Origin of the sequence: Mesorhizobium sp. IMUNJ 23232, from assembly GCF_044326205.1 — a bacterium.
In the GTDB taxonomy this organism is placed as follows: Bacteria; Pseudomonadota; Alphaproteobacteria; order Rhizobiales; family Rhizobiaceae; genus Kumtagia.
Map to the genome: position 1 here is coordinate 65603 of NZ_JBIRCY010000017.1, position 15746 is coordinate 81348.

Consider the following 15746-nt stretch of genomic DNA (forward strand, 5'->3'; position numbering starts at 1 on the left):
AGCTATTCGGTTTTCGCGGCGGGCTTGTAAAGCAGTTCCGGCCCGGCGTCGGTAATCAAACGCTTGCCGCACAGCGCCAGCGTCACGTCCAGTTCCTTGCGGATGATGCTGAGCGCCAGCGTCACGCCATCCTTGCCGCCGGCCCCGAGGCCGTAGAGGAAAGGCCGGCCGATATGGGTGCCCTTGGCGCCGAGGCAGAGCGCCTTCAGCACATCCTGGCCGGAGCGGATGCCGCCGTCGACATGCACCTCGATCCGGTCGCCGACCGCCTCGACGATCTCCGGCAACACCGAGATGCTTGACGGCGCGCCGTCAAGCTGGCGGCCGCCGTGGTTGGAGACGATGATGGCGTCCGCCCCGGTCGCCGCCGCCAGGCGGGCGTCCTCGGCATCAAGGATGCCCTTCAGGATCAGCTTGCCGCCCCAGCGCTGCTTGATCCACTCCACATCTTTCCAGGACAGTTGCGGGTCGAACTGCTCGGCCGTCCAGGACGAAAGCGACGACATGTCGCCGACGCCCTTGGCATGGCCGACGATGTTGCCGAAGGTGCGGCGTTTGGTGCCCAGCATGGCAAAACACCAGCGCGGGCGGATCGCCATGTCGAGCATGTTGAGCAAGGTCAGCTTCGGCGGGGCCGACAGGCCGTTGCGGATGTCCTTGTGGCGCTGGCCGAGGATCTGCAGGTCCAGCGTCAGCACCAGCGCGGAGCACTTCGCCGCCTTGGCGCGGTCGATGAGGTTGAGCACGAAATCCTTGTCGCGCATGACGTAGAGCTGGAACCAGAACGGCTTTTTCGTCACCGAGGCGACGTCCTCGATCGAGCAGATGCTCATGGTCGACAGCGTGAACGGCACGCCGAATTCCTCCGCCGCTTGCGCGGCCAGCATCTCGCCGTCGGCGTGCTGCATGCCGGTCAGTCCGGTCGGGGCCAGCGCCACCGGCATCGACACTTTTTCGCCGATCATGGTTGATTCCAGCGAGCGGTTGGTCATGTCGACCAGCACACGCTGGCGGAATTTTATCTTGGCGAAATCCTCCTCGTTGGCGCGGTAGGTGCTCTCCGTCCAGGCGCCAGAATCGGCGTAGTCGAAGAACATGCGCGGCACGCGGCGGCGGGCGACTTCCTTGAGATCGGCGATTTCGAGCGACGGCTTCATCGGCAGGCCTTGAGCATTCGGATTTCGGACGGCGTTCCCGGCAAGGTGAGCGGCGACCGACGTAACGCTCTTCGCTCGGGAAGTCGATGCCGGAATGTCGGACTCGGCGGCCGGCCGCCGAGGCTTGACAGAAGGTGTCGCACGATTTATTTAACCAAAGAGATAAATAACCATCCGGTTCAATAATGGCCACCGACCGATTGAGCACCACGTTGCAGGCACTCGCCGACCCGACGCGGCGGGCGATCCTGGCGCGGCTGGCGCTTGGCGAGGCGACGGTGACCGAACTGGCGGAACCGTTCGACATGAGTTTTCCCGCGGTTTCCAAGCACCTGAAAGTGCTGGAGCGCGCCGGACTGATCGAGCAGGGCCGCGAGGCGCAGTTCCGGCCGCGGCGGTTGCGGCCCGAGCCGCTGCGCGACCTCGCCGGCTGGCTGGAAAACTACCGGCGTTTCTGGGACGAAAGTTTTGACCGGCTCGACGCCTATCTGAAGGAACTTCAGCAGGCAGACGCGGCCAACGACGGCAAGGGAGAAAAGAAATGAACGTTCGTGCCGAGACCCGCCCCGAACTGACGATCCGGCGCAGTTTTGACGCGCCGCGCGATCTGGTGTTCCGCTGCTGGACCGAGCCGGAACGGCTGAACCGCTGGTGCTGTCCGAAAGGGTTTACGCTGCCCTTCTCCGAGGGCGACATCCGCCCCGGCGGCTTCTTCAAGACCTGTATGCGCGCGCCCGACGGCACCGACCATTGGCTGTCCGGCACGTATCAGGAGATCGTGCCGCCGGAGCGGCTGGTGTTCTCGCACCGCTGGCTCAACGACAAGGGCGAACACGAGCACGAAACCGTCGTCACCATCACGCTCAGGGAACAGGACGGCAAGACGCAACTTACCCTTCACCAGGCGTTCTTCCTGTCCGAAGCCTCGCGCGACGGCCATGGCTTGGGCTGGAGCGAAACCCTCGACAACCTTGCGGAGTATCTTGCGAAATGAAGCTCTATCATGCCCCCGGTTCCTGCAGCCAGGCACCGCACATCGCGCTCAACGAGGCCGGCCTGTCCTTCGACCGCGTCAAGGTCGATGTCCCGACGCGCACCACCGAAACCGGCGGCGATTTCACCGAAATCAATCCGAAGGGCTACGTGCCGGCATTGGTGTTCGACAATGGCGAGGTGCTGACCGAAAACGTCGCGATCATCACCTGGATCGCCGAGCAGGCGCCGCACCTGATCCCCTCAGGCCCGCTCGGCCGCATCCGCATGATCGAGGCGCTCGGTTTCATGACCGAGGAGCTTCACAAGCCCTTCCTCACCTACATGTTCCTGCCGGGAGACGAGATGAAGGCGATCAACCGACGGGTGATCGGCGAGCGTTTCGATTATCTTGCCGGCCAATTGAAGGGCGCCTACCTGTTCGGCGACGATTTCAGCGCGGCTGACGCCCTTCTCTTCGTCATGGTGAGCTGGGGGCGCGGTTTCTTCGATGTGAAGCCGCCGGGGGCGCTCGAAGCCTACCACGCGCGCGTGGCCGAGCGGCCCGCGGTGCAGGCGACGCTGAAGGCCGAAGGATTTGCCTGAGCGCTGCTACCAGACGCCCGGCAGCAGCCGATAGCGGATCTTTGCCGCGAATTCGCTGTAGCCGGGCAATTCCCGGTGCAGCGTCTCGTCTTCCCAGGCTGTGCGCAGCACCAGCAGCGCCGTCGTCGCCGCGGCCGGGACCAGCGCCACCAGCGAACCCAGCGACAGCGCCATGCCGAAGAACATGGCGATTGCTCCGACATAACCGGGATGCCGGACATACGCATACGGGCCCGTGTCGATGACACGATGCCCGCGCTCGCTCTGGATGCGGACGCCCGGCTCGAAGAAGCGGTTGACCGCCTGCGCCCAAGTGACCAGCGCGAAGCCGGCGAGCATCAGGGCATAGCCAAGCGCCACCAGCCATGATGGCGCCGGCAGCCAGCGAAGACGTCCGGCGTCGAGCACCGCGATGGGCAGGATCGCCATGAGAAGCGGCATGAACACCGCGAGCAGCACGCGGTCCCATCGCTTCGTGCCTTCCTGCACCCGGCTGCGGGCGGCGAAGATCACCGGGTTGACCCGCCACAGAACCAGGGCGGCAACCACCGTCGCCGCGCCGAACACTATGAGGAACAGCCAGCCCGGCGCCCAGCGCAGCGTGCCGGCCGGCCAGAACAGGAGCACAGCCATCACCAGCGGAATGCTCACCGAATAGGCCACCCATTGCAGCGGCGTCAGCGGTTTCGGATCGTGGAATTCGCTCATCCGCCCGGTCCTCGATAGCCATGCCTGCTAAAGTTAGGGCGCCTGCACACAAACAGGCATGGAATCCGGACACGAAAGCGTCATCTTCCTCCTGAAAGGCGTTCGGTATATTACCGTTGCAAGGATGCACGGGAAAGAAATGCTGGGCGCGATCGGTCGGAGTTCGAACATGTCGAAGAGTTTTGCGGGACGCGTCTTCCGGCGAACCGCACAGGACGGCGCTCCCGGCCGCTTTGCAACAGCGGCGTTGGCAAGCACCTTGCTTGCCGCCTGTCTCGCCGCGCTGGCGCCGGTGCCCGCCCATGCTGCAAGCTGCAAGTCGGACCCGGCGCCCTCGATAGACTGGCAGGACTGCAACAAGGCCAGTCTCGTGTTGCAGGAAAGCCAGCTCGAAAACGCCAATCTGTTCAGCACGGATTTCAGCTACACCGACCTGCGCAATTCGACCCTCTCCGGCGCGAATTTCGAGAAGGCCACGCTGATCCGCTCCTCGCTTGCCGGCTCCAAGGCGGAGAAGGCGAATTTCACCCGTGTCGAAGGCTACCGCACGGTGTTCTCGCAGATTTCGGCGCCGGGCGCTTCCTTCAACAGCGCCGAGTTGCAGCGCGCCGATTTCACCGCCGCCAATCTTACCGGTGCGGACTTCGAGAAGGCCGAACTCGGCCGCGCCAATTTCACCGATGCGACGATAACGGGCGCCGGTTTCCCGATGGCCAATCTGGCGCGCGCGCAGTTGTATCTGGCGAAGTTCGAAGGGCCGCTCGCCTTCGACGGCGCTTTCCTCTTCCTTACCCATATCGAGGGTATGGATTTGAGCCAGGCGACCGGCCTGCAGCAGTGGCAGATCGACCAGGCCTGCGGCGACCAGAACACCAAATTGCCGGCTGATCTGAAGGCGCCGGCCGACTGGCCCTGCGCCAGCAACTGATCCGCCCTGTCTTTCCGTTCGACACGCGGTTTTCGCGCGGTTATAAGCCGCCGCATCCAACGGACCCCTCGACATGACCGAGACTATTGAACAGGCGGTGGCGCGCCGCCGCACTTTTGCGATCATCGCCCACCCCGATGCCGGCAAGACGACGCTGACCGAGAAGCTGCTGCTGTTCGGCGGCGCCATCCAGCTCGCCGGCGAGGTGAAGGCCAAGAAGGACCGCATGAACACGCGCTCCGACTGGATGAAGATCGAGCGCGAGCGCGGCATTTCGGTCGTCACCTCGGTGATGACCTTTGAATATGGCGACAACGTCTTCAACCTCCTGGACACGCCGGGTCACGAGGATTTCGCCGACGACACCTATCGCACGCTCTCGGCGGTCGACTCTGCGGTGATGGTGATCGACGCCGCGAAAGGCATCGAGCCGCGGACGCTGAAACTGTTCGAGGTCTGCCGGCTGCGGGACATCCCGATCGTCACCTTCGTCAACAAGATGGACCGCGAAGCACGCGACACATTCGAGATCCTCGACGAGATCGAGCAGAAGCTGGCGCTCGACACCGCGCCGATCACCTGGCCGATCGGCCAGGGCAAGACCTTTGCCGGCACCTACCATCTCGCCGAAAACGCCGTGCGCCGCAGCGATGCTGAGACCGAGCGCACCAAGGTCAACGGCCCGGATTCCAACCGGGTTGCCGGGCTCTTGCCCGACAACGACCGCGAAACCTTCATCGAGGAACTGGACCTCGCCCGCGAAGCCTGCCGTCCGTTCGATCTCGCCGCATTCCGTGAGGGGCATCTCACGCCGGTCTATTTCGGCTCGGCGCTGCGCAATTTCGGCGTGCGCGACCTGATCGAGGGGCTCGGCGCCTTCGCGCCGCCGCCGCGCGACCAGGAGGCCGACATCCGCACCATCCATGCGACCGAGCCGGAGATGAGCGCTTTCGTCTTCAAGATCCAGGCCAACATGGACCCGAATCACCGCGACCGCATCGCCTTCGTGCGGGTCTGTTCCGGCACGCTGGAGCGCGGCATGAAGGCAAAACTGGTGCGCACCGGCAAGCCGATGAGCCTTTCGGCGCCGCAGTTCTTCTTCGCGCGCAGCCGCATCACCGCCGACGAAGCCTATGCCGGCGACGTGGTCGGCATTCCCAACCATGGCACGCTGCGCATCGGCGATACGCTGACCGAGGGCGAGAACATCATTTTCCGAGGTGTTCCCAACTTCGCGCCGGAAATCCTGCGCCGCGTACGGCTCGGCGACGCCATGAAGGCGAAAAAACTGAAGGAAGCGCTGCAGCAGATGGCCGAGGAAGGCGTCGTCCAGCTTTTCCAGCCCGAGGACGGGTCGCCGGCCATCGTCGGCGTGGTCGGTGCGCTGCAGCTCGATGTGCTCAAGGAGCGGCTCGCCTTCGAATATTCGCTGCCGGTCGATTTCGAGATGTCGCGTTTCTCCGTCTGCCGCTGGATTTCGGCGGCGGATCGGACCGAAGTGCAGCGCTTCATCGACGCCCATCGCGGCGACATCGCCCGCGACCTCGACGGCGACCCGGTGTTTTTGGCCCAGCACGGCTTCTCGCTGAACTACGAGGCCGAGCGCTGGAAGGCGATCACGTTCGACGCGATCAAGGATTATCAGGTGCGGGAAGCGGCATAAAACCGCTTCGGAGGCCCCCGCCTGGCAGGACTGCGCAAGCCGTTCTATTCGACGGTAAAATCCTGCTTCTGCTGGAGCACGGGCTGCATGTTTTCCAAAACCTCGATCGTCAGTTCGTAGTTGCCGGGTCTTGGCTTGCCGCGCTTGCCGGCAAAGGTGGAGTACGACGCCTTGCTGCGGTCGAGCGGCGGCGACATGTTCTCGGCAAAAATGTCGCCGTCCGGGCCGACCACGGAAATATAGATGCGGTCGCCTTTACGCAGGTTGATGAACCAACCCCAGCCGACGAGATTTGCCGATGCCGCGTTGGCGGCCGGCGGCGCGCCCGAGACCACCAGCGCGTCGTAATCGACGGGCTGGCCGGCCAGTCCGAGGCCAAGCAGGGTCGGGCCGCCCTTGCTTGATTCCTTGGCGATATCCGGTTCGAACAGCGTGGCGGCCTGCGTGCCATCCTTCAGGCAGCCATCCGCGAGCGACCGCCCGGTCATCGGATCGACGGGTTTTCCTTGCCTGCGGACGGTCAGGTGGACATGCGGAAATGTCGCGAAGCCGGATGCGCCGATCTCGCCGAGCTTGTCGCCGCGCCTGACCCGGTCTCCTTTCTTCACGGTCACGCTGCTCTGCCGCATATGGCAATACTGGGTCTGCATGCCGTTGCCATGGTCGAGCAGCACGCCGTTGCCGCATTCCATGTCGGCCACTGCTGCCTGATCCGCCTCAGTCGCGACAAGCCGGTCCGGTACGCCGTCGCGAAGGCCCTCCACGGTGCCATCAGCCGCAGCGATGACCGCCACGCCGCGTTCGGCATCGGCCATCGAGCGGACGCGCAGGTCGAGGCCGTCGTGGCCGTCATAGCTGGCGGTTCCGCAGAATGGGTCGGACACGCCGGAACCGGCGTCCATGTCGACGAAATTCTGCACGAAACAATCCTTGCCGGGCGTGCACTCTGCCGGCAGCCCCAATTGCTGTGCGAAAGAAACAGTTGGAAAGACAAGCGCGGCGAGCATCGCGAGCGCAAGATTTCGGACCCAGGCGGGCGGCGTGAGAACCATCATCGACCTTTCCTGCATCACGGCTGTCCGGCACTCTCATGAAACCGGCGCCTCCGCCCTGGCCCGCAGGCAATGAAACGCCGCCGTCCGCCCCGGTCAAGGCATGGATCGGCAAAAAGGCGCCGGCCCGGCCTTGGTGGCGGAGCAACCATCGGCGCATTTCATTTATCGGCGCCTGTGCTATGCCGCAGTCGCGGCACGGCCGGCGGGCAAGATGAACCTTTGTCCGCATGGGCGCGCCGTCATCCGAACCGCGAACGGTCCGGCAGTTGCATTGCACGGAGATCGACATGCCTCCTTTCACCTTCAACACCGTCGGCAGCATTGTCTTCGGCGACGGCGCGGTTTCCCGGATCGGTGAGCTGGCCGCGGCGCGCGGCTGGTCGCGCGTGCTGCTGGTGACCGATCCCGGGCTTGTCCGACTGAGGCTGATCGAGCCATCGATTCAAGCACTTGAAGCCGCCGGTATTGCCGTGACAGTCTATTCGGATGTCCAGGCAGACCCGCCGGAAAGCGTCGTGCTAGCGGCAGCTAAGGCGGCAGCCGATTTCGCCGCCGACGCGGTGATCGGGCTGGGCGGCGGCTCGTCGCTGGATGTCGCGAAACTCGCGGCGCTGCTGGCGAAGGGACAGGAAAAGCTCAAGGAGATCTATGGCGTCGGCAACGCCAAGGGCCCGCGCCTGCCGCTGATGCTGGTGCCAACCACCGCCGGCACCGGCTCGGAAGTGACGCCGATCTCGATCGTCACCACCGGCGCCAGCGAGAAGATGGGCGTGGTTTCGCCGATACTGCTGCCGGACATTGCGCTGCTCGATCCCGAGCTGACGCTTGGCCTGCCGCCGGCAGTGACCGCGGCCACCGGCATCGACGCCATGGTGCATGCGATCGAGGCCCATGCCTCGGCCAGTGCCAACAACAATCCGGTGTCGCGGGCTCTGGCGAAGGAAGCACTCAGACTGATGGGAGCGGCGCTCGAACAGGCAGTCAGCGACGGCTCGGACCGGGCGGCGCGCGCCGACATGCTGCTCGGTTCGATGCTGGCGGGGCAGGCTTTTGCCAATTCGCCAGTGGCGGCGGTGCATGCGCTGGCCTATCCGGTCGGTGGGCATTTCCACATACCGCACGGCCTGTCCAACGCATTGGTTTTGCCGCATGTTCTGCGCTTCAACGCCGAGACGGCCGGCGAGCTCTATGCGGAGATCGCGCCGATCGTTTTCCCGGAGATCGCCGGTTTGCCGGCAAAGCAACGCGGCACGGCCTTTGCCGACGATCTGGCGGAACTGTCGAAGCGCTGCGGTCTGCAGCCAAGATTACGGGATGTCGGCATTCCCGAGGATGCGATCGAACTGCTCGCCACCGATGCGATGAAGCAGACGCGGCTCTTGGTGAACAATCCCCGGCCGCTTGCACTTGAAGACGCCCGCGCCATCTACCGGGCGGCGTGGTAGTGGTCGTCGGCAAGAGGCAGTGCCAAGTGCGCAGGCTCTCAGATTGCCTGGCGATCCACTGCGTCGATTGGGAGTCGCCTTTCTGGCAAGCATTTGAAAATCAATAGAAAAGCGGCCTTTCCGCTCAGGAACAACCATGACCGACAAGCCAGATCCCGCCCGCTTCGCCCATATCAGGGACTGGGTGTTCGACCTCGACAACACGCTCTATCCGCACCATTCCAACCTGTTCTCGCAGATCGACGTGAAGATGACGGCCTACGTCTCCGAGCTTCTGCAGATGAACAAGGAAGACGCGCGGAAATTGCAGAAAGAGCTTTATCTTCAATATGGTACGACATTGTCCGGCCTGATGGCGCGGCACAATATCGATTCCGACGATTTCCTCCAGAAGGTCCATGACATAGACTATTCCTGGCTGGCGCCCGACCCGGCGCTTGGCGAGGCGATCAAGGCGCTGCCCGGCCGCAAATTCATCTTCACCAACGGCAATCGCGGCCATGCCGAGCGGACAGCGCAACAGCTTGGAATCCTTGATCATTTCGACGACATTTTCGACATCGTCGCGGCCGACCTGACACCCAAACCGGCGCAGCGGACCTATGACCGTTTCGTCGAACTGCATGAGATCGTGGGGTCGGATGCTGTGATGTTCGAAGATCTTGCGCGCAATCTGGTGGTGCCGAAGGCGCTGGGCATGACCACCGTGCTGATCGTCCCGCGCAATTTCGAGCCGACCTTTTCCGAGATATGGGAGAAGGATCCGGCCTTCGACGACGCGGTCGACTACGTCACCGACGACCTGGCGGGTTTTTTGGCGGCGCTTTTGCCAAACGGTTGATTCCAAACGCCACCGCTGAACTAACGGCCTTTTTTGAACCGTCACCGCAACTCATAGAAGCGGGCGACGATGCTCCAGGCGTCTTCGGCGGTGTCGACGAAGTCGATGATGTCCTGGTCGCCCGGCGAGATGGTGCCCTGCTCGGCGAGGTAGTCGAGGTCGATGGCGCGCTTCCAGAATTCGGTGCCGAACAGGATGATCGGCACCCGCTCCATGCGGCCGGTCTGGATCAGGGTCAGTGTCTCGAAGAACTCGTCCAGCGTGCCGAAGCCACCGGGAAACACGGCAACCGCCTTGGCGCGCATGACGAAATGCATTTTGCGGATCGCGAAATAGTGGAAGTTGAAGCAGAGTTCCGGGGTCACGTAGGGGTTGGGCGCCTGTTCGTGCGGCAAAACGATGTTGAGCCCGATCGACGGCGCGCCGACATCGTCGGCGCCGCGGTTTCCAGCTTCCATGACGCCCGGCCCGCCGCCGGTGACCACCACGAATTCGCGATAATAGGAAAGTGCGGACTGCTGCGAGCAGAGCCGCGCGAATTTCCGCGCCTCGTCGTAGTAGACGCTGTTCTTGAGAAGATTCCGCTTCTGCGTCTCGTTCTTGGCGGCCCAGGCCTCGCCGCCGGGCTCGGGCAGGCGGGCGCCGCCGAACAGGATGACGGTGGAGCGGATGCCGCGCTCGGCCAGCGTCATTTCGGGTTTCAAGAGTTCGAGCTGCAGCCGCACGGCGCGCAGCTCGCGCCTTGTCATGAAATCCTCGTCCGCCCAGGCGAGCTTGTAGGTCGCGGCGCGGGTCTGCGCGGTGTCGGGCACATCCTTCGCCCGCTCAAGATCCTGATCGGCGTGTGAGAGCGGCGTCCAGCCGGTGTTTTCGTTGGCATTCATGTGCACATAGTTCCGTTTCGTCCTGTCCGCCTGCGACGTAGAGCGCCGCCCGGCGCGATTGACCCGATCCCAGGCCTGAAATAGGGTCCGCCCGCCCGAAAGCCCGATCCAAAGTCGCCATTCCGGGCCGCAAATGGCTATTTTCGAGCCTTCCGTACATGCCTGCTCAGGCATCGCTCCGGTCTGGTTTCGAAATCGCCCTTTCTCCGCGGCCCGCCGACTCTTGATTCAGGCTCTTGCGGAGAGCATGGAAGCCCAGCCTTTAACAGCGCGTATAGCGGAGCACCAGATGGCCAGACCAGACCTCACGAGCCTTGAAAAGACCATCGAGGAGGCTTTCGAGGCCCGCGACGGGATCACGACATCGACGCGCGGCGAGGTCCGCGAGGCGATCGAGGAAGCGCTGGTGCTGCTCGACCATGGCGAGGCGCGCGTCGCCGAACGCCAGGCCGACGGACAGTGGAAGGTCAACCAGTGGCTGAAGAAAGCCGTGCTGCTGTCCTTCCGGCTCAACCCGATGGAGGAGATCGGCGGCGGTCCGGGCGACTCGGTCTGGTGGGACAAGGTGCCGTCGAAATTTTCCGGCTGGAGCGGCGTCGATTTCGAGAAGGCCGGTTTCCGCGCCGTTCCGTCGGCGATCGTGCGGCGCTCGGCCTATATCGCGCCGGGCGTCGTGCTGATGCCGTCCTTCGTCAATCTCGGCGCTTATGTCGACAGCGGCACCATGGTCGACACCTGGGCGTCGGTGGGGTCCTGCGCACAGATCGGCAAGAACGTGCATCTTTCCGGCGGCGTCGGCATCGGCGGCGTGCTGGAACCGATGCAGGCCGGCCCGACCATCATCGAGGACAATTGCTTCATCGGCGCGCGCTCGGAAGTGGTCGAGGGCTGCATCGTGCGCGAGGGTTCCGTGCTCGGCATGGGCGTGTTCATCGGCAAGTCGACCAAAATCGTCGATCGCGCCACCGGCGAGATTTCCTACGGCGAGGTTCCGGCCAATTCGGTCGTCGTCGCCGGCTCGCTGCCCGGAAAACCGTTCCCGAACGGCGAGCCGGGTCCGAGCCTTTACTGCGCCGTCATCGTCAAGCGCGTGGACGAGAAGACCAGGTCGAAGACGTCGATCAACGAGTTGCTGAGGGATTGAGGAGGGTCGGCAGAACGCCGTGAGGCCGCCAGCCTCCGCTTTCGGTCGATTGCTCGTAGTTCCGACCTGAGTGGTGAAAATCCGACGCTTGATACCGGCGCCAATTCCCATTTTCGAGCTTCAGCCGCCGCTCGACGGTACCGCTCGGCCAGTCTTGCGTTGACCCAAACCAGTCATTCCGGCAGGCGAGCTCGAATGTCTCGAATGTGGTGCCTACGACATTGGCTACACCTCGCCATATCAGCCGTCCATGAAACGCGCGGAAAGAGGGATTTGCTGGTAAGGTCGGTTTCCTTTCAGAACAACCAATACTATGATCCGCTGGGGCTAGGCCGACAATGGATCGCAAGCTTTCCGCGATTTTAGCCGCAGATGTGGTGGGCTATTCGGCTCTGATGGAGCGCGATGAGGCCGGTACATTCGAACGCCTTCGTGCCGGACGCAAGGAACTGTTCGAACCCGAAATTGCCCGCCACCACGGCCATATCTTCAAGCTGATGGGCGATGGGATGCTGGCCGAATTCGGCAGTGTCGTCGATGCCGTCGAATGTGCGGTGTCGCTGCAGCGCGGTCTGTCCGAGCGCAACGCCTCGGTTCCCGAAGCGGAACAGATTCAGGTGCGGATCGGGATCAACCTCGGCGAGGTGATCGTCGACGGCGACGACCGATATGGCGATGGAGTCAACATCGCGGCCAGACTTCAGCAGTTGGCGGAACCGGGCGGCATCTGCGTCTCGGGAAAAGTAGCCAAGGAGGTAGAGAAAAAACTGGCGTTCGCCTTTGAACCAATGGGCGAGCAAAAGGTGAAGAACATTTCCGAACCGGTGCAAACCTACCGGGTCGTGCTCGACCCTCAGGCAGCGGGCAAGGCCCTCCATGTGCGCCGCCAGCCACGCGCCTGGCGTTTTTCGGTCGCGGCGGGAATTCTCGTCCCGGCCCTCGGCCTTGCAGCGGCATGGTGGCAGCCATGGGAGAGGCCCGCGCAGCCTGCCGCTCGGGCCGCCGGCGAGTCGGCCGAAACCCGGCCCTCGCTCGTTGTGCTGCCCTTCGACAATCTCGGCGACGACAAGGAACAGGAGTATCTCGCCAACGGCTTCACCGAGGATCTGACGACGGAACTGGCGCGCGTGCCGGGCCTTTTCGTTGTCTCCCGCAACGCGGCCTTCGCCTACAAGGACAAGGACCCGAAGCCGGAGGAGGTCGCGGCGGCACTGGGCGTCCGATACCTGCTGGAAGGCTCGATCCGCCGCATCGGCGACGACATGCGCATCAATGCGCAGTTGATCGACAGCTCTACGTCCGGACATCTCTGGGCGGAGCGTTTCGACGGCCGGTGGGCGGACGTGTTCGCGCTGCAGGACAGGGTTGTGGGCAGCATCGCGGGTGCGCTTCAACTCCGCCTTGTCAGCGGCGCGCAGCCGGCCCGCGCCGGAGGCACAAGCAATCCTGCAGCCTATGATGCTTATCTGAAGGCACTGGACATCTACAATCGCGAAAACACCCCGGCAGAGTTTGCCGAGGCTGTCAAACTCCTCCAAAAAGCCATCGAAATCGATCCGAATTTCGGCGCGGCTCATGCCCAACTCGCCTGGGCCTACTGGGAGGCGGATATCACCCGGGCCGTGGTAATGGGGCTTTCGATCGACGCGGCCCATGCCAAGGTCCATGAGACCCTCAAAGCCGCGGCCAGGCATCCTTCGCCAACCTACTATCAGCTCGTCGCCGATTTGATGGTCCGCGAGCACAACTCGGACGAGGCGGTTACCGTTCTTCTGAAGTCGGTGGCACTCGATCCCAGCGATACCTGGAATTATCTCTCGCTGGCCAATGCCCTGAATTTCAACGGCAGGCCGAAGGAAGCGCTGAGCTATCTCGACGCGGCCGCGCGCGTCGACCCGATCTCGTGGACGGACTACAGGCTCTACCAGGCCGGGCTGGCCGAGTTCGGCCAGGAGAACTTCGAAGGCGCCGTTCGCACTATCGAGAAGATGGACCTTGAATCACCCGATCCATGGGCGAAATTCTTTGCCCTGCAAGTCCTTCTTTCTGCCTATGGGCATCTTGGGCGCACCGACCAGGCCGCGGCTGCCCTGGAAAGGTTCAGGAAGGTCGTTACGCAAAGGCAAATGTGGGATCCAAACCAACTGATCACCCAAGACTTCATGGTCTTCAAGAATACGGCCGATATCGAACGCCTTTTGGCCGGCCTGACCAAGGCAGGTGTGCCCGATCTGCCGGCATTTGCGAAGGCAGGCATGAATCCGAAGGACCGGCTCACAGGAGCGGAAATAAGGTCTCTCATGTTCGGCCACGAAACGCGCGGAAAATTGGTGTTTGACAAGTTCCTGCCGATGCAGCGCGCGACCTCCGTCGACGGCACCGTCATCGAAACCATTGGCCAGAGGACCCGCTCAGGAACCTCCTGGGTGCAAGGCAATTTCCTGTGCAATGCCTTCCCCGGAGAGCTGACAAGCTGTGGAGCAATTTTTCGCAATGTGTTCAGGACACCGGGGCGCGACGACGAATACAAGGCAGTTTATCGCTGGGAGCATTTCGAGTTTGCGGTGGTCAAGTGAACTCCCGAATGCGCAAAGGCCGAAAGTCTGCTTGCGAATATACATGCGAACTTGTTCGCAATAACCGCAAACGACCGGTATCTCTTTCGTGTACGTCGGCCCATGCCACGATGGTAGCGATGACAACGTCACATCAGAAAGCACGGTTTCCTCAACCCGCGCCAACCCGCCGCCGCAGCGGATACCAGAACTGCTTCCACTAGCCGGCGGCGATCTTGCGGAAATTCTTGAGGTTTGCATGGCGGCGAGCTTTTGCCCCAGGCAAGGGAACGGCATTTTCTGCGTCCGGCGGATCACCCTAGACTTGAAATCGCCAACAAAGGATGAAACGGCGCCCGGCTTGGCCGAGCATGGCTCCAGCCGCACTAAGCTTTTGTTTTCAGGCTGCATTCGTCGCAGGCCGTTTCGCGCCTTCCGGTCCGGCGCCGGAGATGGTAGGCGTGCCCGCCAGATTGGGAGAGCATCGCTTGCAGGGCCAACCGACATTGCCATGGCTGTTTTTCAGCTTCTCCGGAAGGCTCGGGCGAAAGCCCTACGCGCTGGCCGGCGTGCTTTGTTATCTGGCGCGGATGTTTCCGATCTATAAGGCCATCGTAGCGCCGGACGAGGCGACCATGACCTATTGGACCAGCATCTTCGCCCTTGTAGTGCTGGGCTCGTTCGTGGTGCTGATCCCACTGGCCGCCAAGCGCCTGCAGGATTTCGGCAAGCCGACCGCACTGGCGTTCCTGTGCATTGTGCTCGACATATTCATGTACCTGCCGCTCTGTTTCATTCCGAGCGACCCCGGCCCGAACCGTTATGGCGCGGCGACCAACCAGCCGAAATAGGCGCAGAGCAGGGGCCGGGATCGGACAATGTCTTACCGCTCGCTCGATCCAAGGCTGATCATCGAGACCGCCGAACGGCTGGAGGCGCGCATCGCCGACCGTTTTCCGGAATCCGAACTGCGCAAGGTGGGCAGGGAACTGGTGTCGCTGGCGCGCGACACGCGCGACGCCGCGACCGAATTGCAGCGTCCCATCCTGTGGCTGCGCGTGCTGGTTGGCGTGGTCTTCGCCGCCGGGGCCGGCGTCTTCCTGTTCGTCGGCACGGTCCTGCCGTTCGACCGCTTCTCCAGCGGAGGCGACGTGGTCGAATCGGTGCAGGGCATCGAGGCGTCGATCAATACCGTGGTGCTCGCGGTACTCGGCATATTGGCGCTGGTGCACGCCGAGGACCGGATCAAGCGCCGGCGCGTGTTCCGGCAGTTGCACGGGCTGCGCTCGCTGATCCATGTCATCGACATGCATCAATTGACCAAGGACCCCTCGGCGCTGTCGCCCGGCTTCATCCCGGCGCCGCACTCACCCAAGCGCACGATGAGCAAGAGCGACCTGCTGCGCTATCTCGATTATTGCTCCGAAATGCTGTCGATCACCGGCAAGTTGGCGGCGCTGTTCGCGCAGTCGGTCAACGACGAGGTGGTGATCGAGGCGGTCAACGATGTCGAAAACCTCGGCTCCAACCTGTCGCGAAAGATCTGGCAGAAGATCACCATGCTCGACGCTGAGGGCAGAACCGCCAGGTGACCGCCGGCAGGGGAATGGCGAATGTCATTCGAGACGACTGTTCTCACGGCTGCACTTACAGATTTCTTCGGATTATCTAATTAGATCTTGCTACTGCCTTCTCAACTTCCGATAATACCGGATTTATCTTTATCTACGCCGTCGCCTTCGTTGGGCGACATTCCGCTATGACCGCAGGTGGTTCCTTTGGATTGTT

Annotated in this window: 15 protein-coding genes; 11 read left to right on the forward strand and 4 right to left on the reverse strand. The window is 63.0% G+C overall.

Translation table 11 applies throughout. The features are described 5' to 3' along the window. Positions 1-2 precede the first annotated feature (2 nt). Positions 3-1157, reverse strand: coding sequence for an L-lactate dehydrogenase (locus ACH196_RS14875; RefSeq protein WP_396647682.1), 1155 nt, complete (start codon positions 1155-1157; stop codon positions 3-5). A 185-nt stretch (positions 1158-1342) separates the two neighbouring features. Here ACH196_RS14875 and ACH196_RS14880 point away from each other — a divergent pair, with 185 nt between their 5' ends. From ACH196_RS14880 to ACH196_RS14890, 3 genes are read left to right on the forward strand one after another with little or no spacing between them, the layout of a single operon-like run. Then, positions 1343-1702 (forward strand): ArsR/SmtB family transcription factor, encoded by a 360-nt coding sequence (locus ACH196_RS14880; protein ID WP_396647683.1) that lies wholly within the window; start codon positions 1343-1345, stop codon positions 1700-1702. Continuing rightward, entirely contained in the window at positions 1699-2151 is a 453-nt protein-coding gene (locus ACH196_RS14885; RefSeq protein ID WP_396647684.1) for an SRPBCC domain-containing protein, read from the forward strand. The genes ACH196_RS14880 and ACH196_RS14885 overlap by 4 nt, the downstream gene beginning before the upstream one ends. Beyond that, positions 2148-2735, forward strand: a complete 588-nt coding sequence (locus ACH196_RS14890; RefSeq protein ID WP_396647685.1) for a glutathione S-transferase N-terminal domain-containing protein — start codon at positions 2148-2150, stop codon at positions 2733-2735. Before ACH196_RS14885 ends, ACH196_RS14890 begins: the two co-directional genes overlap by 4 nt. A 6-nt stretch (positions 2736-2741) precedes the next feature. Here the strand turns inward: ACH196_RS14890 and ACH196_RS14895 are convergent, their stop codons facing one another. After that, a complete protein-coding gene (locus ACH196_RS14895; protein WP_396647686.1) occupies positions 2742-3443 on the reverse strand; it encodes a methyltransferase family protein in 702 nt (233 codons plus the stop codon). Between the two features lie 169 nt (positions 3444-3612). Here ACH196_RS14895 and ACH196_RS14900 point away from each other — a divergent pair, with 169 nt between their 5' ends. Beyond that, complete coding sequence (locus ACH196_RS14900; RefSeq protein ID WP_396647687.1) at positions 3613-4371, forward strand: pentapeptide repeat-containing protein; 759 nt, start codon at positions 3613-3615, stop codon at positions 4369-4371. Between the two features lie 73 nt (positions 4372-4444). Next, the gene (locus tag ACH196_RS14905) at positions 4445-6034 is read left to right on the forward strand and encodes a peptide chain release factor 3 (protein ID WP_396647688.1); all 1590 of its coding nucleotides are present in this window, start codon (positions 4445-4447) and stop codon (positions 6032-6034) included. 44 nt (positions 6035-6078) lie between these two features. Here ACH196_RS14905 and ACH196_RS14910 read toward each other — a convergent pair whose 3' ends face one another. Then, the gene (locus ACH196_RS14910) at positions 6079-7089 is read right to left on the reverse strand and encodes a M23 family metallopeptidase (protein ID WP_396647689.1); all 1011 of its coding nucleotides are present in this window, start codon (positions 7087-7089) and stop codon (positions 6079-6081) included. 287 nt (positions 7090-7376) lie between these two features. Between ACH196_RS14910 and ACH196_RS14915 the strand changes: the two genes are divergently transcribed. Then, the gene (locus ACH196_RS14915; RefSeq protein WP_396647690.1) at positions 7377-8534 is read left to right on the forward strand and encodes an iron-containing alcohol dehydrogenase; all 1158 of its coding nucleotides are present in this window, start codon (positions 7377-7379) and stop codon (positions 8532-8534) included. Positions 8535-8670: 136 nt separating this feature from the next. Further along, a complete protein-coding gene (locus tag ACH196_RS14920; RefSeq protein ID WP_396647691.1) occupies positions 8671-9375 on the forward strand; it encodes a pyrimidine 5'-nucleotidase in 705 nt (234 codons plus the stop codon). 41 nt (positions 9376-9416) lie between these two features. Here ACH196_RS14920 and ACH196_RS14925 read toward each other — a convergent pair whose 3' ends face one another. Continuing rightward, positions 9417-10259, reverse strand: a complete 843-nt coding sequence (locus tag ACH196_RS14925) for an LOG family protein (RefSeq protein WP_396647692.1) — start codon at positions 10257-10259, stop codon at positions 9417-9419. A 289-nt stretch (positions 10260-10548) separates the two neighbouring features. Here ACH196_RS14925 and dapD point away from each other — a divergent pair, with 289 nt between their 5' ends. The 4 genes from dapD to ACH196_RS14945 all read left to right on the forward strand — a co-directional run bounded on the left by dapD (position 10549) and on the right by ACH196_RS14945 (position 15550). After that, a complete protein-coding gene (gene dapD / locus ACH196_RS14930) occupies positions 10549-11403 on the forward strand; it encodes a 2,3,4,5-tetrahydropyridine-2,6-dicarboxylate N-succinyltransferase (protein ID WP_396647693.1) in 855 nt (284 codons plus the stop codon). A 338-nt stretch (positions 11404-11741) separates the two neighbouring features. Then, a complete protein-coding gene (locus tag ACH196_RS14935) occupies positions 11742-13979 on the forward strand; it encodes an adenylate/guanylate cyclase domain-containing protein (protein ID WP_396647694.1) in 2238 nt (745 codons plus the stop codon). 467 nt (positions 13980-14446) lie between these two features. Then, positions 14447-14809, forward strand: coding sequence for a DUF805 domain-containing protein (locus tag ACH196_RS14940; RefSeq protein WP_396647695.1), 363 nt, complete (start codon positions 14447-14449; stop codon positions 14807-14809). Positions 14810-14836: 27 nt separating this feature from the next. After that, a complete protein-coding gene (locus ACH196_RS14945; protein WP_396647696.1) occupies positions 14837-15550 on the forward strand; it encodes a hypothetical protein in 714 nt (237 codons plus the stop codon). Positions 15551-15746 lie beyond the last annotated feature (196 nt).